The organism is Paraburkholderia sp. SIMBA_054, from assembly GCF_046534875.1.
In the GTDB taxonomy this organism is placed as follows: domain Bacteria; phylum Pseudomonadota; class Gammaproteobacteria; order Burkholderiales; family Burkholderiaceae; genus Paraburkholderia; species Paraburkholderia hospita.
In genome coordinates this window covers 58,419-76,704 of sequence record NZ_JAWRXV010000035.1, presented here as the reverse complement: position 1 = coordinate 76,704, position 18,286 = coordinate 58,419, and the positions used below count along the sequence as shown (strand labels likewise).

Genomic DNA, 18,286 nt, shown 5'->3' with positions numbered 1-18,286 from the left:
GGTTGCTATGAGCGGGTTTGTCTTGAAAGATTCCAGTTTGCTGCGTACGCAAGCTTACGTAGACGGTCAATGGATCGACGGGGAGGAAGGTAAGACTGTTCCGGTGACCAATCCTGCCACTGGCGGGATCGTCGGCACCGTTCCAAATCTGGGTGCCGCGGAGACGCGCCGGGCGATCGAAGCGGCCAACATCGCGTTTCGGGCTTGGCGTGGCATGTTAGCGAAGGAGCGCGGTCGCTTGCTGCGCAAATGGTTCGATTTGATCATCGACAACCAAGAAGACCTCGCTGCGATTCTCACCGCGGAGCAGGGCAAACCTCTCAAGGAGGCGCGATCCGAGGTAGTCAACGGGGCCGCATTCATCGAGTGGTTCGCAGAAGAAGGGCGTCGGGTGTACGGTGAGACGATTCCAGCGCCTGCGGCGGATAGACGGGTCGTAGTCGTAAAGCAGCCAGTCGGCGTGTGCGCTGCAATCACGCCCTGGAACTTTCCAAATACGATCATCACGCGAAAAGCGGGAGCCGCGTTAGCTGCGGGATGCACGATGGTTTTGCGGCCGGCAAACAATACGCCATTTTCCGCACTCGCCCTTGCAGAACTGTCTGCGCGAGCGGGCATTCCGCCAGGAGTTTTCAACGTCATCACAGGATCAGCCGAGCCGATTGGGCGCGAACTGACCACCAACCCGATTGTACGCAAGCTTACGTTCACAGGGTCGACAGGGATCGGTCGGAAGCTCATGGAGCAGTGCGCTGGCACGATTAAGAAAGTGTCTCTCGAGCTTGGCGGGAATGCCCCGTTCATCATCTTCGAAGATGCTGACATCGACGCCGCAGTCGACGGCGCTGTTGCCTCCAAGTTTCGCAATGTCGGTCAAGCTTGTGTCGGCGCCAATCGTTTCTATGTTCACGCCAGTGTGTACGACGAGTTCGCGCAAAAGCTGGTTTCGAAGGTACAAGCGCTAAGGATTGGCGATGGCGCTGAAAACGGCGTGACCGTTGGCCCGCTCATCGACGTTCGTGCCGTCGAAAAGGTAGAGGAGCACATCGCTGACGCGACTGCGAAGGGCGGGCGCGTGCTGGTCGGGGGGCGGCGTCATGCGCTCGGAGGTTCGTTCTTCGAGCCTACTGTGATCGCCGATGCCAACGCCAGCATGAAGGTTGCCAAAGAAGAGACGTTCGGTCCGCTCGCGCCGCTGTTCCGTTTCACTGATGAGCGCGAACTGATCGAAGCTGCGAACGATACTGAATTTGGGCTCGCGTCCTACCTGTATAGCCGCGACGTTGCGCGGATCTGGCGGGTCGCCGAGGCGTTGGAGGCAGGAATGGTAGGCGTGAACGTAGGCCTCATGGCCAATGAGGCCGTCCCTTTCGGTGGAATCAAAGAATCAGGCGTTGGACGGGAAGGATCTCACTACGGAATCGAAGACTACCTTGATGTGAAGTATATCTGCCTTGGCGGCATGCAGGCCTAGGAGATGGCTCATACAGCTTGCCTCGCGACCGAGAAAGACGGCCAGGGGCAAGCGTCTACACAACCTATTCAACTTTTGCGCGCTTGCCGACACACTGCGCGGGCGCAGCTTCATGCACCCGTCGCGGCAAAGGTAAGCGCCCGTATTAGACACCGAGGCTTATCGTGAGCGAGCATGATCGTAAGTTGTTTGAGGCTCTTTTCATTCCGCGCACCATCGCGTTGATTGGTGCCTCCGGAGATGCAAAGAAGCACACCGCACGTCCGCAGAGGAGTCTGCGAACGCATGGCTATCCGGGACGTGTGATTCCAATTAACCCGCGTTACGACGAGATTTTCGGGGAGCGAGCCTATCCCACACTGCGCGACGTACCGGGCACGATCGACCAGGCCTTCATCATGGTTCCGGCGGATGCAGTGGCTGACGCCGTTGCACAGTGCGCGGAGCGCAATGTGCCCATCGCGACAATCTACACTGATGGTTTCGCCGAAGCGGGAGAGGAAGGGCAGCATCGACAGGCCGAACTTCTGCGGCAGGCGAATGAGTCAGGAGTGCGTCTCCTTGGGCCGAATTGCAGTGGTATCTACAGCAGTACCCCTTCCTGTGCGCTGACGGTTAACGCTGCGCTCGAGAGACTGGACATTGCGCCCGGTCCCCTTGCTGTCATTTCACAATCGGGGAGCATGACCGGTGGCCTGATCTCGCGAGGACTTGGTCGTGGGGTAGGCTTTTCGCGTGTCGTTTCGATCGGGAACGAATGCGATCTTTCCGTGGGTGAGATTTCCGACTGGCTCGTAGATGATCCGGAGACCGGAGCAATCCTGTTGTTCCTTGAGACAATTCGTGATGCACCGCGGCTAGCGCTCGCCGCGCGACGCGCGGTGGCGGCGGGCAAGCCGGTGATTGTCTACAAGCTAGGTCGGTCCGAAGTCGGCCGCGACCTTGCGGCGTCGCATACAGGAGCGATGGCGGGCGCAGACGAGGTCGCAGACGCATTCTTCCGAGCCAATGGAATTCTGCGTGTGGACAGCCTCGAGTCGCTGTTCGAACTGCCGGTCATGTTGTCCGGGCAGCGCCCGAGCGCACGTCATCGCGTCGCCGTCATGACAACTACGGGCGGAGGGGCAGCTACCGTTGCCGATCGCCTTGGTACGCTGGGGGTGGACGTGGTATCGCCAAGCGAAACTGTGGTGGAGAACCTCGCAAAGAAGGGTATCAAGATCAACCGCAACCGGCTCACGGATCTCACACACGCCGGCACCAAGGAGGAAGTCTACGGTGCAGTGGTGAGCGAAATGCTGGCGTCGGATCATTGTGACCTGGTGCTCGCGATCGCTGGTAGTTCGGCCCAGTTTCAACCCGAAATTTCTGTTGGTCCTGTCACGCGTGCGGACCGTCATGGCAAGCCGCTGGCTATGTTCATTGCTCCGCATGCCGAAACGGCCTTGAAGCAACTTGCTGATGCGGGGGTAGCCGGATTCCGCACCCCGGAGGCGTGTGCGGATGCGATCCGAGCGTGGTCTCAATGGACGTCCCCTGTTGATGTCGCCGCGCCACCTGTCGCACAACTCGCTGCGGTTTCGGCATCTGTTTCAGCCTTGCGAGGCCAAAAGATGAATGAAACCCAAGCCTGCGCCGTATTCTCTGCGCTTGGGGTGCCGTCAGCGCAGAGCGAAATCATCCATGACCCTCGAGATGAAGTCAGCCTGGGATTTCCTGTCGTAGCAAAGGTCCTCTCCGCAGATATTCCCCACAAGACCGATGCGGGCGGAGTCGTGTTAAACATCAAGGACGCTTCTGAGCTTTCGAGGGCGGCCCAATCGATTCTTACGCGCGTGAATGAGCGGCATCCTGATGCCTCGATCGATGGCATTCTCGTTCAACGCATGGAGAAGGGCCTGGCTGAAGTGATTCTGGGATACCGTTGCGATCCTCAGGTTGGTCCCGTCGTTGTATTGGGAGTGGGTGGCGTACTTGCGGAAATCTACGAAGACATTTCGGTTCGTATGGCGCCGGTCGGGCTCGAAGAAGCGAGAAAGATGATCGACGAGGTAAAGGGTTTGGCAATCATTCGTGGCTACCGAGGGCTGCCCAAAGGCGATTGCGAGGCTTTGGCGGCAGCCATCACTGCCATGTCGCAGCTGGCCCGGCTACCAGAACAGGATGTAAGCGAAGCAGAAATTAACCCGTTGCTGGTTCGACGCGAAGGAGAGGGTGTTGTCGCTGTTGATGGGCTGATAGTTCTGCGCGCGCGCGAGACATAAGCGATACTTCAATAAACTAGCAGACGCCGGGATGGAGCTACTCGGAAAGACTTGAGCGTGGCCCTCCCGGCTTCGTCGCAGATGGAGCATAACGATGGAATCTCTCGGGACAATTACCAATGGCGAAGCCGCGCCGAACTTGCTGGGGGGGCGGATGCAGCTTTCATTTGTCGTGCCAAATCTTCAAGTAGCGCTGAAATTCTGGACAGAAACCGTCAAGGTCGGCCCATTTGTCGTGATAGAAGATCTCGGTGATCGGCACTTCTTCTATCGCGGCAAGGAGACTCCGGTCAAGATTCTGATTGGATTTTCATACGTAGGAGACACGCAGATTGAGCTCATTGAGCAAATTAATTCTGCGGCGTCACCCTACACAGACTTTCTCGACGGAGGACGTCAGGGTCTGCATCACATTGGATTCTGGCCAGATGACTGTGAAAAAGCACGGCTCGAGCTGGACCGATGTGGATTCGAAGAGGTGCTGGTCATTCAGGCCTCCAACGGAGGCAACAAGGTCACCTATCACAATGGTCCCGCACACATCGGGGCAATGTTTGAAATAGCGCCGATGACTCCCGAGCGTGCCAAACATTTCGCTGGGCTGAAGGCACTCGCCGATAACTGGGACGGAACTCGCCCAGTGCGATGGTTTCGCACGCGCGCAGAGTACATGGCCTCTGAAGACTGTAAGTCCTGAACTGTCTGTCTGAGCTTTTGCAACTCTTTGTGCGTTCGCCGCTTTCTTCGAACGCATCGCGTCCTCGGTACGTGACAAAGTCCGCTGTACAGTAGACAGCCAAATACTGTCCGCCTGTCGGTATCCGGGACGCGGAGGCTGAAAGCAACACTCATGGAGGGGCGCATGCCCCGGCCAGCAGGCTATCGCGCCGCCGCCAGGATTTGAGCGCAGACCTCACGAGTCAGCGAAGTTGATTCACCGATATTCGCGCGCAAGATGATTGCAATCGTGGCGGCCACGAATAGCGACCGTCAGTCCCGTGCGTCGACGGTCCGGTAGGCGAGCGCAGGATCCTGCTGAACTCCTGGCAACCCGTTGACCTTACCTACAAGATAGAACGCGATCGCGCTGAGCAATGCAGGCACAGCCAGAACCATGCACATTGCTCCGAGCGGAAGCCTCAGTTCAAGCATGACGCCGCCGACCAAGGGGCCGAGCATTGAACCAAATCGACCAAGTCCGAAAGCCCAACCGAGCCCAGTCGTTCTCAATTCCGCAGGGTAGGCAAGGCTGACCAAAGCATTTCCGGCGAGAATGCCGCCAATTGAGCCTGCACCAACAACGAACAGTATGGGAGCGACTATCGTTGCGTTGGCGTACGCGAGCGACACCAAGCTCAGCGCGGACACCACGAAGTACATACAAGTGATTACCGGAACGGACCGTTTCATGCTGAGACAGGCGAATAGCAAACCAGCGATGAACCCACCGGCGGGGTATACAGCATGTGGTTATACACAAGTTGACGTTAGGAGAGGAATAGCAAAGCAGTCAGAGGGGGGTTGTTACCAATGCGAATTTCGCGTTTACTCTCGGATTTTCGGCATGAAGATCCAGGACGACGCGGGGGCATGGGTGGACGAGGAATTCGAAACGCTGGATCTGGGTGATCCGCGGCGAGACCGGCGCGCGAAGGAGCTGGTCAAGCGGTTTGCCAGCCGGCCGACGGCCAGTATCCCGGGCGCGTGCGAAGGCTGGGCCGAGACGATGGCGGCCTATCGCTTTCTGGGCAATGAGCGCATCGACTGGCGCGACATGATGCAGCCGCATTGGGATCGCACCACAGCACGCATGGGGCAGTTGCCGGTGGTGCTGTGTATTGCCGATACGACAGAGCTGAACTTTAACGGTCAGGACATCGAGGGGGCCGGCCCGCTCAGTTATGAAGCCCAGGTGGGCATGTATCTTCATGCGACCTATGCGGTGACACCGGATCGGGAGCCGCTGGGTGTCATCAATTCCTGGATGTGGGCGCGCGAGCCACGCGATGCAAACGGCAGGCGTGGTGGTGTCAGGGAAAGTACACGGTGGGTTGAAAGTTATGAGATCGTGGCCGAACAGGCACAGGCCCTGCCTGACGCGCGGCTGGTGTACGTGGCCGACCGCGAAGGCGATATCGCCGCGCTCATGCAGTGTGCGCAGGAACAGGGTAATCCGGCTGACTGGCTGATCCGCTCCCAGCACAATCGTGCCCTGCAGGACGAAGAAAAGCTGTGGGACAAGGTGCACGCGAGTAATGTGCTCGGCCATATCAGCTTCGTGTTGCCGGGACGCAGTGGCCAAAAGGCGCGTGAAGTGAAGCAGGAACTGCGTAGCCAGCGCATCACGCTGCCCGGGCGGGCCGGTGTCACACTCACCTGCGTCGAGGCGTGCGAGGTGGATGCGCCAGCGGGCGGAAAACCCGTTATCTGGCGTCTTGTGACCAACCGCGAAGCGGCTGATGCGGATGCGCTCATCGAACTCGTTGACTGGTACCGAGCGAGGTGGGAGATCGAAATGTACTTTAATGTCCTGAAGAACGCCTGCCGGGTTGAGGCGCTGCAGCTCTCGCAGATGGAGCGGATCGAGAAGGCACTCGCGCTGTACATGGTCGTATCGTGGCGTATTGCACGGCTCATGCGTCTGGGCAGGACGTGTCCGGAGTTGGACGCGTCACTCTTCTTTGCGGCTGACGAGATACATGGTGCTCATGTACTCTCAAAAAAGCCACGCCCGAAAAAGACACCAACGCTGAATCAGATGATACGGATGATCGCATCACTAGGCGGATTCCTCGGGCGTAAGAGCGACGGTGAACCGGGCGCGAAGACGCTGTGGATCGGTATGCAGCGGGTCATGGATGCCGTGATCACCATCCAGATCTTGCGCGACGGCTACGACACTTCCGTATAAGGGGATGGGTATACAGCTCCACCCATCAGTGACTTGTTGATCGACATTCCAGCGGCGTTCAAAAGGACTGGAATCCAGCTGAAGAGGAAGTAGTAGACCAGGTATGCTGTAATGAAGCCAGTCCAGAGAAGGATCGTCATTCGCGCCCGGCCGCCGGCAAACAACTGCCTGAATGGGGCGTGCTGGTCAGGTGAAGCTGTTACAAATTTCGCGTCTGCTGGGAGGGTGAACGATGGGGCGATACGGCGAACTGCTATCAGCACTCGTGCACGCGACGCACCCTCCTGTACAAGTCGTCGCAAGGATTCCGGCACAAATGGCGCGGCGACGGTCGTCAAGATTATTGGGAACGCCGCACCGATGTAGAACATCCACCGCCAGCCGAGATGTTGAATTACTGGAGCGGCAATGAAACCAGCCAACGAGGCGCCGAACGCGAAACCTAGTGCCACGATGACTAGCATGGCTGCGCGCCGCCGCAGTGGCGTATGCTCTGCTACGATCGATAGCGCAATAGGGTAGATTCCGCCGACGGGGAGCGCCGCCAGGAATTGAAAGATCGCAAGCCAAAGAACAGAACTCACAACCGTCTTGGCTAGCGTTAAAAATCCGAAAAGAAGCATGCTCGTAAAGAGAACGCGCCTGCTCCCGATGCGCGTTGCGAGCATACCAAAGAGGATTGCACCGAAAGCCAAACCTGCAACGTTGGCCGTGAATACCGAGGTGAACGCGACGCGGGGGACTTTCCATTCGGCAATAATCGATGGCGCAACGTATGCTATCGAGTACGCGTCGTAACTATCGACGATGAGCACGAGGAAGCTGAAGACGAGCATCCAGATCTGGAACGCCGTCATCTGCTGCTCATCAACTATCTTTTCGATCTGGACGGTATTTGCCATATTGACATCTGAGGTTGGGTTATCGGTTTTTGATTACTGACTGACGTGCACCGGACCTTTGCCCGGTCGGTTATCTGTCTGGGATTCCGCCTCCGCAGCATCGCGTAGATGAACGTTCTGGGTTTCAGGCGTAAACCGAATAACGATGAGTGCCAGAGCCGCAATCGCAATGACGTAATAAGATGGTGCGGTCGGTGTGCCTACGGTGGTGACGAGTGTTTGAAAGACGATCGGCGCAGTACCACCGAAAATCGCATAAGCCATGTTGTAGGAAATGGCGTGTCCCGTGTAACGTACAGATGTTGGCAGCAGTTCCAAAACTGCAACAAAGCCGCCAGCACCGAACATAGCGTGACCGATAGCGATGAGTGCCTGGCCAGCGAACGCCGACCACACCGTTCCTGACGATACGAGGCTCATTGCGGGGTAGGCGGTCAATACCAACCAGAACCCGCCACACAACATCATGGGCTTGCGCCCGATGCGATCGGAGAGTGCCCCGAAGCAAGGGAGGGCAATGACTAGCAAGAGGACCGCGGCGATATTCGTCTTCATGGCTGTGCTGGCACTCAACTTACTGACCTGCGTGAGGTACGAATACATATAACTCACCAGCAGTGGACCAGACACCGCCTGTACGGCAATCAGGATCGTGCTTACGAGTGTTGTTGAAGCCTTGATCCGGTGGCGAGGACCAACGCCTCGAATTCGTTGAAAAGCGGCAAGAGCAAATTCATCAGAATCTTGCAGGCTTCGGCGCAGCCAGAGTCCGACCAGTGACAGCAGACCACCGCAAAGGAAAGGCAGGCGCCAACCCCATTCAAAGTAATCGTCCGATCCGATCACGGCTTTCACAAGAAGGATGGTTAAGCTGACCAGAACAGCGGGCAGGACTGCCGCACAAATGCCGAAAGAGACCCAAAGCGCACGACGATGTTTTGGTGCGCACTCAATGACATAAGTGAATCCTCCGCTCGTTTCTCCACCTGCAGAGAATCCTTGGAGAACGCGACAGGCGAGTAGCATCACCGGCGCAGCAATTCCAACCTGTTCATAATTGGGCAGTAGACCCGTACCAAACGTTGCCCCGCCCATGAGCAACACCGTTGTACTGAGTGTGTTTACGCGCCCAATTCGATCTCCCACGACCCCGAAGACGATGCCGCCTAACGGACGAGCGAAGTACGAGATCGCATAAATTGCGAAGGTTCCAAGGAGCGCCGCAGTAGGAACTGATTTGGGAAAAAAATGCGCCGCGAGAACCGGAGCTGAAAGTCCGTAAATGACGAAGTCATACCATTCAACGAAGGTTCCGATGACCCCACCTGCGAGACTTCGGCGGTTAGTACGGTGCATGTTCTGTCTCCAACACTTTGATCTTTTTATAAGGCGCGGACCGACCGTCTCCGCAGCAGGCTTAACGTGTTCTAAAGCTGTGGTTGCGTTCGCCTGCGCTAATAGACGACAGGACAGCTAGATTTGCATGCTTAGGGTCCGAGGCATTGGAGGAAAGACGTTCCACGAGCCGTCATCATGTCGGAAGAAGACGATGGCTAATGGGTCTTCCTGCTTCAAAATGCCGATACGAACAAAGCGCTTCCGCGAAAGGGTGCGGCCGAACTCAAGGACCTGGAAGCTAGCCTCGGCTTTGTATCCGAACCACTTCTGAACAGAAGTGCGGAGCGATCTCTCGCCTGCGTTCATTGCCATCTCCACTGACGTTGTGCTCAAGAATGCCTACTGAGCTTTCCGCGCCGGATCACGCCCATATTCCGAGGCACCCGGCGCACAACCGGGCGGAAAGTCGAAAGTTAGTAAACTTATCTCGTATAGTGGCATTAATTGAAGAGGTACGCAAGGTCGGATTTCGGAGGCTTCGCCACAGATGAGAGGCCGATCGTTCTTGCCATGAAACATGGTGTCGTGCAGCTGCATCGCGGTAGAGAGCGCTCGCAACGATGGGGGCCACGGATGCTGGACACGGCGGGGTCCGGATTGCCTGGCGCATGATCGCTGGAACAGCTGCGACAGGGCCTGCATCGGCGACGCCGGCGGCATATCGAGCGATGGGACGGAATCGGCGTCGGCGTCGGCGCCGGTGTGCGTTGAGACCCGCGTCCATTCAAAGGGACTCGGGCATTGCGTAGTGACCTTCGGTCTGAAGATGTCTCAATCTGCCTGGCAGATTGTATTTCGGGGGCGAACGGCCGCCGCGGAGCATGTGAGACGCCGGAACAGCCGCGTTCGCTCCGGCTGATCACGGTCAAAGTGAGGCTAGCGCGTTCGCACACGGAAGCATTGACTACGGTTGTTTTTACCGCAGGGAGCAACCCAACTCAGAATATGGAGCCATTAGCCCCGCCGTCTACCTGAATGTTCGTTCCATGAATGTAGCCCGCCTGCTGCGAAGCAAGGAATGCCACCGTTCCCGCGAACTCCTCTAACGTACCCAGCCGCTTCATCGGAGACAGCTTCGCGCGCTCTGACAAATCGAAGGTCTCAGCGAACGCCTCGGTGCGGATCGCCGCAGGACTGACAGAATTTACGGTCACCCCGCTTGGCGCGATCTCATTCGCAAGCTGTTTAAGACCGCCCATGAGCCCCGCACGAAAAACCGTGGAGAGCGCATGAAGGGGAAGAGGCTGTTTGACCGTAGCTGATGTGATCGCAATGATGCGTCCCCAGCCCTTGTCGATAAGTTGTGGGGCGATTTCCTGGAGCACCATGCAGGCTCCTAGCAGTTGCGTCCGGTAAGCGATGTCCCACCTTTCGGGCTCCGTCTCGGCGAGAAACTCGCGTAAAGGATGCGGGGGACGAGCTGTATTCAGAATAAGGATATCGGGACCATCCTTCGCGCGCAGTTCAAGTGCCAGACGCTTGATGTCGTCACTGCTCGTCATGTCGCCGGCAAACGTATCAACTTCGACTGCGAAGCGCTTTTGCAAGTCGGCCTTAGCCGATGCCAGTTGATCACTGCTACGCGCGAACAACATCAGGTTTACGCCTTCTTTCGCCAACGCTTCACAAACCGCGAAGCCCAACCCCTTACTTGCGCCAGTAACAAGTGCGCGCTTTCGCGAAATTCCAAGGTCCATGCTTGCTCCTCCGTCATCTCTGTTGACTATCACATCGTATCGATCGGGTCGATTGTCAAACATTATCCCACATTGCGGAACTTTTCAATATTTCGGCGGCCGATACGACAGAGTGCTCTTCTGGCGGGCCCGGTCGAGCACCCGGCGACACGATGCGTTTGGCTGCGTCGACTAGCTGCAACGCCCTCCCCAAGGGCGCCGCTCCGGGACTTACAGCGTTGAACCCGCGGCCCGGGTGCGAAGCCGCGGCCGTGCACAAGACCGACAGCGCAGCCCGAAACGCACGGTGTTGCGAATCGGCAACATAGAGAAAAGTACTAAATAGCGAGATTTATTGTTGCCATCGGCCGGAGAGCGGATTACCCTAGTTTCGGTCGGCTCTGCTTGCCGTTGTCCGTTCAGTCGGGCCAGCGACATCCATGAAGAATTGGAGGGCCGGTTACTACGCCGTTACCGAAGTATCAGTGAAAAACACATCGAGGCATCCGCGCGGTGCCCAACGGAGGAGACATTGAAGATGACAAGGAATATTGCAGACACGAACGTACTTGCTCACGGCAATTCCTATACCTCCGATGATGCTTTATCGGCAGGCAGGCGAGCCGCTTTTTTGACAGTTATCGGAAACGGGCTCGAGTTCTTCGACTTCGCGAGCTACGCATTTTTTGCGACGATCATTTCCCGAAAGTTTTTTGCGCATGGCGACGCAGCTACGGCTCTTATTCAAACGTTCGCCGTGTATGGCGTCGGGCTCTTGGCACGGCCCCTCGGAGCCATTGTTTTTGGTCGCATTGGCGATCTGAAGGGTCGAAAGTTCGCACTATTGGTCTCGATGCCCCTCATGGGCGTCAGCACGCTGATACTCGGTCTTCTTCCCACTTATGAAACGATCGGGCTAACCGCTACGATCTTGCTGATTGTATGCCGCCTTGTACAAGGCTTTACTGCGGGCGGCGAGATGGGGAATGCAATTACTTTTCTGATTGAGTGGTCGCCACCTAACAAACGCGCTTTGTATAGCGGCTTGTCGCACGCAAGCGCTACGACCGGAACACTGCTCGGGTCGCTCATGGTTGCTGTTTTGGCGGGTACCTTGGGCTCAGCGGCGCTTGAAAGTTGGGGTTGGCGTATCCCATTCCTTTTTGGCGGGCTGGTTATTGCACCGGTTGCTCTCTGGTTGCGTTCGAAGGCCGATGAAACTCCGCTGTTTCTCGAAGTCCAAGCCGCCAAAGGTGAAGGCGCTAAGCTCAGTGCATCGGACCGTGCAATGACCTGGAAGCTCGGCATCAAGACAGTGGGGGTGACGGCTGTATGGGTAGCAAACTTCTACGTCTTTTTGGTATACGTGCCGACTTATCTGATAGTTCATGGCAAGGTGGACCGGTCGGCTTCCCTCTGGATCACATCTGCCGGCCTGCTTACCGAGATTATTTTCATCTTCATTGCTGCGATAATTGCGGATGTGGTCGGTCGAAAACCGCTCTACATCGTCGCCACGTTATGCGTGATGATTCTTTCGTATCCTTTGTTCCTGCTTTTTCAGAACAGCTCGTCTTTGGGCCTGATCTTTCTCGCCATTCTCTTTTGCGGAGTCTTGGCCGGGATCTTCGCAGGCATCGGACCGGCGATTATGGGAGAGATGTTTCCGACCCGTCTGCGTACCACGGGCGTTTCGATTGGTTTTGGCGTATCAGCGGCTGTTTTTGGCGGCTTTGCGTCTCTGATTTCAGAAGCGCTCATCAAACTGACAGGCTCGGATATAGCACCCAGTATGTTCGCAATTGCCTCGGCGCTTATCTCTCTTCCGTTTTTGCTGTCGCTCAAAGAAACCGCTCACACTCCCCTAGAGTGACGAGCCCCGCCGACCAGGGGTTGCGATAGCCCGAAAAATGAAGGGCTGTCGCGATCGGACGACCCTTGGATGATCCGTGGTGTAGGACTGAACGGAAGCAGTGCGAACCACGAGGAACGACCCGCCGAATCATTGGATTCTTGCGACCAAGTAGGTCGCGAGCCAGGATGTGTCCCCCCAGCTGACGTCAAGAGTCAAAAACTAAAGGAGAGATTGCCGAATGACCGCTGATCATGGCCGACCGCTTATAGGCCGTTGTGCCCTTATCACGGGGTCGACAGCCGGTATCGGACTGCAGACCGCTGAAACGCTCGCGGGGATGGGAGCAGACATCATGCTGAACGGTTTTGGACACCCCGAAGCGATCGCAAGCTTGCGGAATCGCTTGTCGGAGCGATATGGCGTCAGGGTGGCCCATAGCGACGCGGACGTTTCTCGACCGGACGCTGTTCGGGAACTCGTGGAGGCGGCTCGAGACCACGGACGCGATAATCTAGATATTCTAATTAACAACGCAGGCTACGCCTACGCCGACTCGGCGATAGAGGCTTTCGACGCAGATGTATGGAACAAGCAGTTAGCTCTTAATTTGAGCGGCCCGTTCCATACGATACGCTGTGCCCTCCCTATGATGCGCGCACGTGGATGGGGACGCATAGTCAACGTGGCGTCGGTGCTTGGCCTCGTTGCAGTTCCAAACAGGGCGGGGTACGTGGCTACCAAGCATGCGCTGATCGGATTGACAAAGACCGTGGCTCTCGAGACGGCCGGTACTCTCATCACCTGCAACGCAGTCTGTCCGGGCCTGGTCAGCACTGAGCGGGTACTCGATGGACATCATCGGCAAGCCAGCGAAAGCGGAGTGTCAATCGAAACCGTGCAGGAAACAGCAATGGCAACACGACAACCGTCGGCCAATTACATCACAAGTGCTGACGTCGCTTCTGTAATTGGATTTCTCTGCGGTCCCTCAGCCCAGGAAGTGCGCGGAGCTGCATGGACAATCGACGGGGGATGGTCAGCCCGCTAGAGAAACGACTTGTTTGACCACAGACTTGAATGATCATCTGATTTAGAAACTAAAGAGGAGGCAGATCCTATTATGCGTGGCATCGTCTTTCAAGGTGACCGTAAGGTTGCGCTCGTTGAAGTCCCCGACCCGACACCGGGCCCGGGAGAGGTCGTCATCGAGATGAAGGCTTCGGGAATGTGTGGAAGTGACCTTCACCTCTACCGCCGGCCGGCCAACATGGTTACCGGTCAGTTGATTGGGGGACATGAGCCTTGCGGGGTGGTCGTGGCAGTTGGGCCAGGGGCGATAAGTCCTCATGCACGCATCGGTGCCAGGGTGATGGTGCATCACTACTACGGTTGTTCTGGCTGCGAAGACTGTCGCGCGGGGTGGCCGCAAATGTGTCGAGCTGTCCCGGTCAAGGTGTATGGAATCGACTCGGACGGGGGCCATGCACCGTATATGAAGGTCCCGGCAGGCACCTTGGTGCCGCTTGATGAACGTCTTAGCTTTGCTGCAGGGGCCGCTATTTCCTGCGGCACCGGAACTGCTTGGGGCGCGTTTGAAAGAATGGATGTGACCGGGCGGGACACGATCGCTATCTTCGGCCAAGGACCCGTTGGACTTTCCGCCACGCTTCTCGCCAAGGCGCAAGGAGCGCGCGTCATCGGTCTGGACATCGATGAGAGCCGACGAGCTACTGCAAAGGCTTTCGGCGCGGATCACGTACTTGACCCACGTCAGCTAAACGTTACGGAAGCTATCAAAGAACTGACGGGCGGAAGAGGCGCAACGATGGCGCTGGAGACGGCAGGTGCGGCGGCGGCTGGGCGGGACGCCATTAGCTGCGTGAGGCCGTGGGGCACGGTATGTCTCGTCGGGATTGGTGCCGAGATTACGTTCTCCCTCGCAAACCTGCTTCGCACACAACTGCGCATCTTGACGTCGTGGACCATGTCGATTCAAGCCCAGAAGGCCTGCGCGGACTTTGTAATAGAAAGGGGTATCGATCTGGATGCGCTCTTCACGGATCGCTGGAGTCTAGGTGAGGCCGAAGAGGCTTATCGCAAGTTTGATCTGCAGAGTGGTGGCAAGGGCGTCTTCCTGATGTAGTTGTGCGTGTTTCCATTCTGCGCCCAGCGAGACGCTGCCATCTGCTACCTCGCCAATACTGAATCTGGTTCCGGAGAATTTATGAAAGCACAAGCTTCGCTTGCTCCTCTCAGCGACGCGACAAAGAGGTTCTTGTCTCGCGAGAAGCACGGACTTTGGATTGGCGGAGAGGAAGTCTCTGCCGCCCTGGAAAAATCTTTTGATACGCGAAGCCCATCGACCAGTGAAGTGATTGGTCGTTTGGCCGAGGGCAACGAGGCAGATATTGACCGTGCGGTTCGTTGCGCACGCGCGGCCTTCGAGGGGCCGTGGAGTCGTTGGAGTCCCTACGAGCGTCAGATGCTTCTCTATCGGGTCCATGACCTTATGGAGAAGAATTTCGATGAACTGGCAGAGATCGAGTCCATGGACATGGGCGCGCCGATCTCTCGCACACGCGCCTCCAAAGCGACGATGCTGAAGTTCATCCTCTTTTTTGCGTCACAGACAGCAACGATCGCAGGCGAGACATTGCAAAACGGGTTGCCCGGCGAAGTCGTCACAATGTCGATCAAGGCACCAGTGGGTGTCATCGGGGGGATTGTCCCTTGGAACGGTCCACTCGTCAGTCAATGGTGGTTGCTGGGCGCCGTGATGGCCACAGGATGCACTATCGTCCTCAAACCGGCCGAAGATGCATCGCTGAGCATGTTGCGTGTGGTTGAGCTGCTCCACGAGGCTGGGCTTCCGCCTGGCGTTGTAAACGTAGTTACAGGAATGGGCGGGGTTGCCGGGGAAGCCTTGGCCCGGCATCCCGGAGTTGATCGTATCGCATTCACCGGTTCTACGGTGACAGGCCGAAAAATCATTGAAGCTTCGGCTGTTAACATCAAAAAACTACAGCTTGAGCTCGGTGGAAAGTCACCGGATATCATTTTCGCCGACGCGGATCTTGACAAAGCGGTCCCTGGCGCGGCGATGGGCGTGTTCGCCAATTCGGGGCAAATTTGCTACGCGGGAACCCGAGTTTTCGTGCAACGTCCGATCGTCAAGGAATTCTGTGCACGCGTTGCTGAGTTTGCGAAGTCTGTCCGCGTGGGACATAGCCTGGACGTTGACGCGCAACTCGGACCTCTGATTTCAGAGCGGCAACTCGACCGTGTGATGTCGTACATCGATCTTGGGTCTCGTGAAGGCGCCAAACTGGTATGCGGCGGTGAACGCCTCGGCGATTCCCTCGCCAAGGGATATTTCGTGTCCCCGACAGTATTTTCTGATGTGGACAACGAAATGAGGATCGCGCAGGAAGAAATTTTCGGTCCCGTGCTTTCGGTAATCCCTTTCGACACGGCCGAGCAAGCTATCGCACTTGGGAACCAGACGGAATACGGTTTAGGCGGTGCGGTATGGACGAGAGACCTTTCTACCGCACTGAGGGTCGTCAAGGGGATTCATACAGGTATGATGTGGGTGAATTGCTATGGGGTAACGGATCCGCTTGTCGGTTTTGGCGGAACCAAGCACAGCGGCTACGGTGCGAAGGGTGGACGCGCACACCTCGACACCTATCTTTACACCAAGACTGTCTACATCAACACTTGATGTAACTGCCGCAACAGTGCGAGCCGCGTAGCGCGAGCAGTAGACCAAACGCGACTCGTTAAGCCGCGGAGAGTGAGGATGGAAGCCAATGGCATGGAAAATGTGTGGTTGAGTACTCTGGACGCTTAGGCGCTATCCTCGCTTCCCTATCCGCAGTGATTCAATCAGGACCTGCATTGCTCGCGTCGTTTCCCATTGATTTGAGTAGTAAAGGTGATAACCGGGGAACTTCCGCCACCAGGTCTTTAGCGCAGGAACTAACCTTCCCGCCGCAAGGTGTGGCCGAGCGAGATCCTCGGGAATATAGGCCAGCCCACAGCCGGAGAGGGCGGCGTTCAGTATTTGATAGATACCGTTGAACACCAGTCGACCATTCACCTTGGCATTAATTTCTCGGTACCCATTCTTGAGTTCCCAAGCATAGAGATTGCCTCGAGTGGGTAGCCGGAGATTGATGCAGTCGTGATTCAGAAGATCCTCTGGCTTTGTCGGCATAGGGCGCGACGCGAAATATGACGGCGCCCCTACGAGGGCGAACCTAAAATCGGGTCCGATGCGAACGGCCGATATGTCTTGAGTTAACTCATCGCCGAGGCGCACCCCAAAATCGTACCGCCCTTGGACTATGTCGGTCAGCATATAGTCGATGCTCAGCTCAACATTAATCTGTGGATAGGTTGGCAAAATCTCGGATAGCTTTGGCCATGGCAAAGTGTCAATTGCGTGATCCGTTGCCGTTATTCGAATGTTTCCAGCGGGTACATCCCGTAGCTCCGCTACCGATTTCAGCTCGGATTCGATGCTGTCAAACCTGGGGATAGTGACTCGTAGCAGTCTTTCGCCGGCCTCTGTGACCGAGACACTACGTGTGGTCCGCGTGAGCAATCGCACTCCAAGCCGCGCTTCAAGTTTGCGGATCGTGAGGCTGAGCATTGATTGCGACATGCCGAGTTTGGCGGCAGCACGTGTGAAGCTGCGCTCACGCGCGACCGAGATTAGCGCAAGTAGCTCGCTGTAGTTTTCCCGAGGCATTTATCGATCGGGTGCATGATGAGGGAGTAAGTCTAGCATGGATGCGGTGGCCATATATCAAGGTTCATTCTTGATCGACGTATGTACTTATGAATCTCATTCATAGTTGCATACAAAAGAGGCCGCTTTACTCTACTGGCATGGTCGGCTTCTAATCGAAGGCACTGCATGATTTCAGAGCAGGGATGGCTTCTACCACGATGAGGTGAACAGGTCCCACCTAATGTACTGCTGCGTGACGACGCCGTTCGTCCCCTCGCATGTTGTGGGCATGGCGAGACACGACTATTGCATCGGTAGACTACTCGCGCTTCTTCCACTGCCGCGTCGATGATCTTATCCAGGAGTCGAAAGATGAAAATTGGGATTTTGGGTTCTGGCCGCATGGGTGGCAATCTTGGCACAATGTTCGCCCGAGTGGGCCACCAGGTGACATTCAGCTATTCTCGCAGTGAGCAAAAACTTGTCCAACTGGTTCGTGATGCCGGTGACTCCGCGTGCTCGGGCAATCCGCGCGATGCAGTGCAGGACGCGGACCTCGTACTACTCGCCGTACACTGGCTGAATATCGATGAAGTGCTATCTTCGGCTGGCAGTCTGGCGGGAAAGACGGTTATAAGCTGCTGCAATCCGCTAAATGCTGGAGACACTCAACTGACTATCGGTCACACGTGTTCGGGAGCTGAGGTCCTTTCGCAAAAGATACCTGATGCGCACGTGGTCGCTGCTTTTCAGACTGTCCCTAGCGAGGCGTTAATGCCTGTCTTCGAACGCAGGAGCGAGTCACTACGACCAAGCCTTATTTTTTGCGGAAACGATTCGAACAGCAAGTCTGTCGCTTCAGATCTGATTGTGCAGGTCGGATTCGATCCTGTTGATGCAGGTCCGTTGCAGATCGCCCGCTATATCGAGCCTTTCGGTATGTTGGCGGGGGTTTTGGCCTACGAGACGGACGAAGGCCCAGCATGGGCCTACCGCGTTGGCCGTTTCGGTCGACTTTTTTGCCAACCGAAGTGACGCTGCAAATTCACAACCGGGACTGAAGTGGTG

The 18,286-nt window shown here is 56.7% G+C and carries 14 protein-coding genes; 9 read left to right on the top strand and 5 right to left on the bottom strand.

Annotation, left to right across the window (positions count from 1 at the left end; genetic code table 11):
* The first annotated feature begins 7 nt into the window (after window positions 1-7).
* The 3 genes from SB822_RS34240 (at window position 8) to SB822_RS34230 (ending at window position 4,435) form a co-directional block, all read left to right on the top strand.
* On the top strand, window positions 8-1,474 hold the full coding sequence (locus SB822_RS34240) for an NAD-dependent succinate-semialdehyde dehydrogenase (RefSeq protein ID WP_410856653.1): 1,467 nt from the start codon (window positions 8-10) through the stop codon (window positions 1,472-1,474).
* A gap of 164 nt (window positions 1,475-1,638) precedes the next feature.
* Window positions 1,639-3,738 (top strand): acetate--CoA ligase family protein, encoded by a 2,100-nt coding sequence (locus tag SB822_RS34235; RefSeq protein WP_410856652.1) that lies wholly within the window; start codon window positions 1,639-1,641, stop codon window positions 3,736-3,738.
* 94 nt (window positions 3,739-3,832) lie between these two features.
* Entirely contained in the window at window positions 3,833-4,435 is a 603-nt protein-coding gene (locus SB822_RS34230; protein ID WP_410856651.1) for a VOC family protein, read from the top strand.
* 293 nt (window positions 4,436-4,728) lie between these two features.
* Here the strand turns inward: SB822_RS34230 and SB822_RS34225 are convergent, their stop codons facing one another.
* Complete coding sequence (locus SB822_RS34225; protein WP_410856650.1) at window positions 4,729-5,118, bottom strand: hypothetical protein; 390 nt, start codon at window positions 5,116-5,118, stop codon at window positions 4,729-4,731.
* A 184-nt stretch (window positions 5,119-5,302) separates the two neighbouring features.
* On the opposite strand from SB822_RS34225, the gene SB822_RS34220 reads away from it, so the two are divergent.
* Window positions 5,303-6,649 carry an IS4 family transposase gene (locus SB822_RS34220; RefSeq protein WP_410856649.1) on the top strand — a complete coding sequence of 449 codons (1,347 nt, stop codon included), beginning with the start codon at window positions 5,303-5,305 and terminating at the stop codon, window positions 6,647-6,649.
* On the opposite strand, the gene SB822_RS34215 is transcribed toward SB822_RS34220, so the two are convergent.
* From SB822_RS34215 to SB822_RS34205, 3 genes are all read right to left on the bottom strand, one after another.
* On the bottom strand, window positions 6,631-7,551 hold the full coding sequence (locus SB822_RS34215; protein WP_410856648.1) for an MFS transporter: 921 nt from the start codon (window positions 7,549-7,551) through the stop codon (window positions 6,631-6,633). The genes SB822_RS34220 and SB822_RS34215 overlap by 19 nt on opposite strands.
* 33 nt (window positions 7,552-7,584) lie before the next feature.
* The gene (locus SB822_RS34210; RefSeq protein WP_410856647.1) at window positions 7,585-8,907 is read right to left on the bottom strand and encodes an MFS transporter; all 1,323 of its coding nucleotides are present in this window, start codon (window positions 8,905-8,907) and stop codon (window positions 7,585-7,587) included.
* Between the two features lie 980 nt (window positions 8,908-9,887).
* Window positions 9,888-10,646, bottom strand: coding sequence for an SDR family oxidoreductase (locus SB822_RS34205; protein WP_410856646.1), 759 nt, complete (start codon window positions 10,644-10,646; stop codon window positions 9,888-9,890).
* 517 nt (window positions 10,647-11,163) lie between these two features.
* Here SB822_RS34205 and SB822_RS34200 point away from each other — a divergent pair.
* The 4 genes from SB822_RS34200 (at window position 11,164) to SB822_RS34185 (ending at window position 16,204) form a co-directional block, all read left to right on the top strand.
* A complete protein-coding gene (locus SB822_RS34200; RefSeq protein WP_410856645.1) occupies window positions 11,164-12,498 on the top strand; it encodes an MFS transporter in 1,335 nt (444 codons plus the stop codon).
* Window positions 12,499-12,718: 220 nt separating this feature from the next.
* Window positions 12,719-13,528, top strand: coding sequence for an SDR family NAD(P)-dependent oxidoreductase (locus SB822_RS34195; protein ID WP_410856644.1), 810 nt, complete (start codon window positions 12,719-12,721; stop codon window positions 13,526-13,528).
* A gap of 72 nt (window positions 13,529-13,600) precedes the next feature.
* A complete protein-coding gene (locus SB822_RS34190; RefSeq protein WP_410856643.1) occupies window positions 13,601-14,623 on the top strand; it encodes a zinc-dependent alcohol dehydrogenase family protein in 1,023 nt (340 codons plus the stop codon).
* 81 nt (window positions 14,624-14,704) lie between these two features.
* Window positions 14,705-16,204: an aldehyde dehydrogenase family protein gene (locus tag SB822_RS34185; RefSeq protein WP_410856642.1), complete on the top strand. Its 1,500-nt coding sequence runs from the start codon at window positions 14,705-14,707 to the stop codon at window positions 16,202-16,204.
* A 132-nt stretch (window positions 16,205-16,336) separates the two neighbouring features.
* Here the strand turns inward: SB822_RS34185 and SB822_RS34180 are convergent, their stop codons facing one another.
* Window positions 16,337-17,236, bottom strand: coding sequence for a LysR family transcriptional regulator (locus SB822_RS34180; protein ID WP_410856641.1), 900 nt, complete (start codon window positions 17,234-17,236; stop codon window positions 16,337-16,339).
* Window positions 17,237-17,590: 354 nt separating this feature from the next.
* On the opposite strand from SB822_RS34180, the gene SB822_RS34175 reads away from it, so the two are divergent.
* Window positions 17,591-18,253, top strand: coding sequence for an NADPH-dependent F420 reductase (locus SB822_RS34175; protein ID WP_410856640.1), 663 nt, complete (start codon window positions 17,591-17,593; stop codon window positions 18,251-18,253).
* Window positions 18,254-18,286 lie beyond the last annotated feature (33 nt).

Excerpts from the sequence above, each read along its gene's own strand:
- SB822_RS34220 (WP_410856649.1), top strand. The coding sequence starts at position 5,303 with ATGAAGATCCAGGACGACGCGGGGGCATGGGTGGACGAGGAATTCGAA.
- SB822_RS34190 (WP_410856643.1), top strand. The coding sequence starts at position 13,601 with ATGCGTGGCATCGTCTTTCAAGGTGACCGTAAGGTTGCGCTCGTTGAA.
- SB822_RS34185 (WP_410856642.1), top strand. The coding sequence starts at position 14,705 with ATGAAAGCACAAGCTTCGCTTGCTCCTCTCAGCGACGCGACAAAGAGG.
- SB822_RS34215 (WP_410856648.1), bottom strand. The coding sequence starts at position 7,551 with ATGGCAAATACCGTCCAGATCGAAAAGATAGTTGATGAGCAGCAGATG.
- SB822_RS34205 (WP_410856646.1), bottom strand. The coding sequence starts at position 10,646 with ATGGACCTTGGAATTTCGCGAAAGCGCGCACTTGTTACTGGCGCAAGT.
- SB822_RS34175 (WP_410856640.1), top strand. The coding sequence starts at position 17,591 with ATGAAAATTGGGATTTTGGGTTCTGGCCGCATGGGTGGCAATCTTGGC.
- SB822_RS34210 (WP_410856647.1), bottom strand. The coding sequence starts at position 8,907 with ATGCACCGTACTAACCGCCGAAGTCTCGCAGGTGGGGTCATCGGAACC.
- SB822_RS34240 (WP_410856653.1), top strand. The coding sequence starts at position 8 with ATGAGCGGGTTTGTCTTGAAAGATTCCAGTTTGCTGCGTACGCAAGCT.
- SB822_RS34230 (WP_410856651.1), top strand. The coding sequence starts at position 3,833 with ATGGAATCTCTCGGGACAATTACCAATGGCGAAGCCGCGCCGAACTTG.
- SB822_RS34200 (WP_410856645.1), top strand. The coding sequence starts at position 11,164 with ATGACAAGGAATATTGCAGACACGAACGTACTTGCTCACGGCAATTCC.
- SB822_RS34195 (WP_410856644.1), top strand. The coding sequence starts at position 12,719 with ATGACCGCTGATCATGGCCGACCGCTTATAGGCCGTTGTGCCCTTATC.
- SB822_RS34180 (WP_410856641.1), bottom strand. The coding sequence starts at position 17,236 with ATGCCTCGGGAAAACTACAGCGAGCTACTTGCGCTAATCTCGGTCGCG.
- SB822_RS34225 (WP_410856650.1), bottom strand. The coding sequence starts at position 5,118 with ATGTACTTCGTGGTGTCCGCGCTGAGCTTGGTGTCGCTCGCGTACGCC.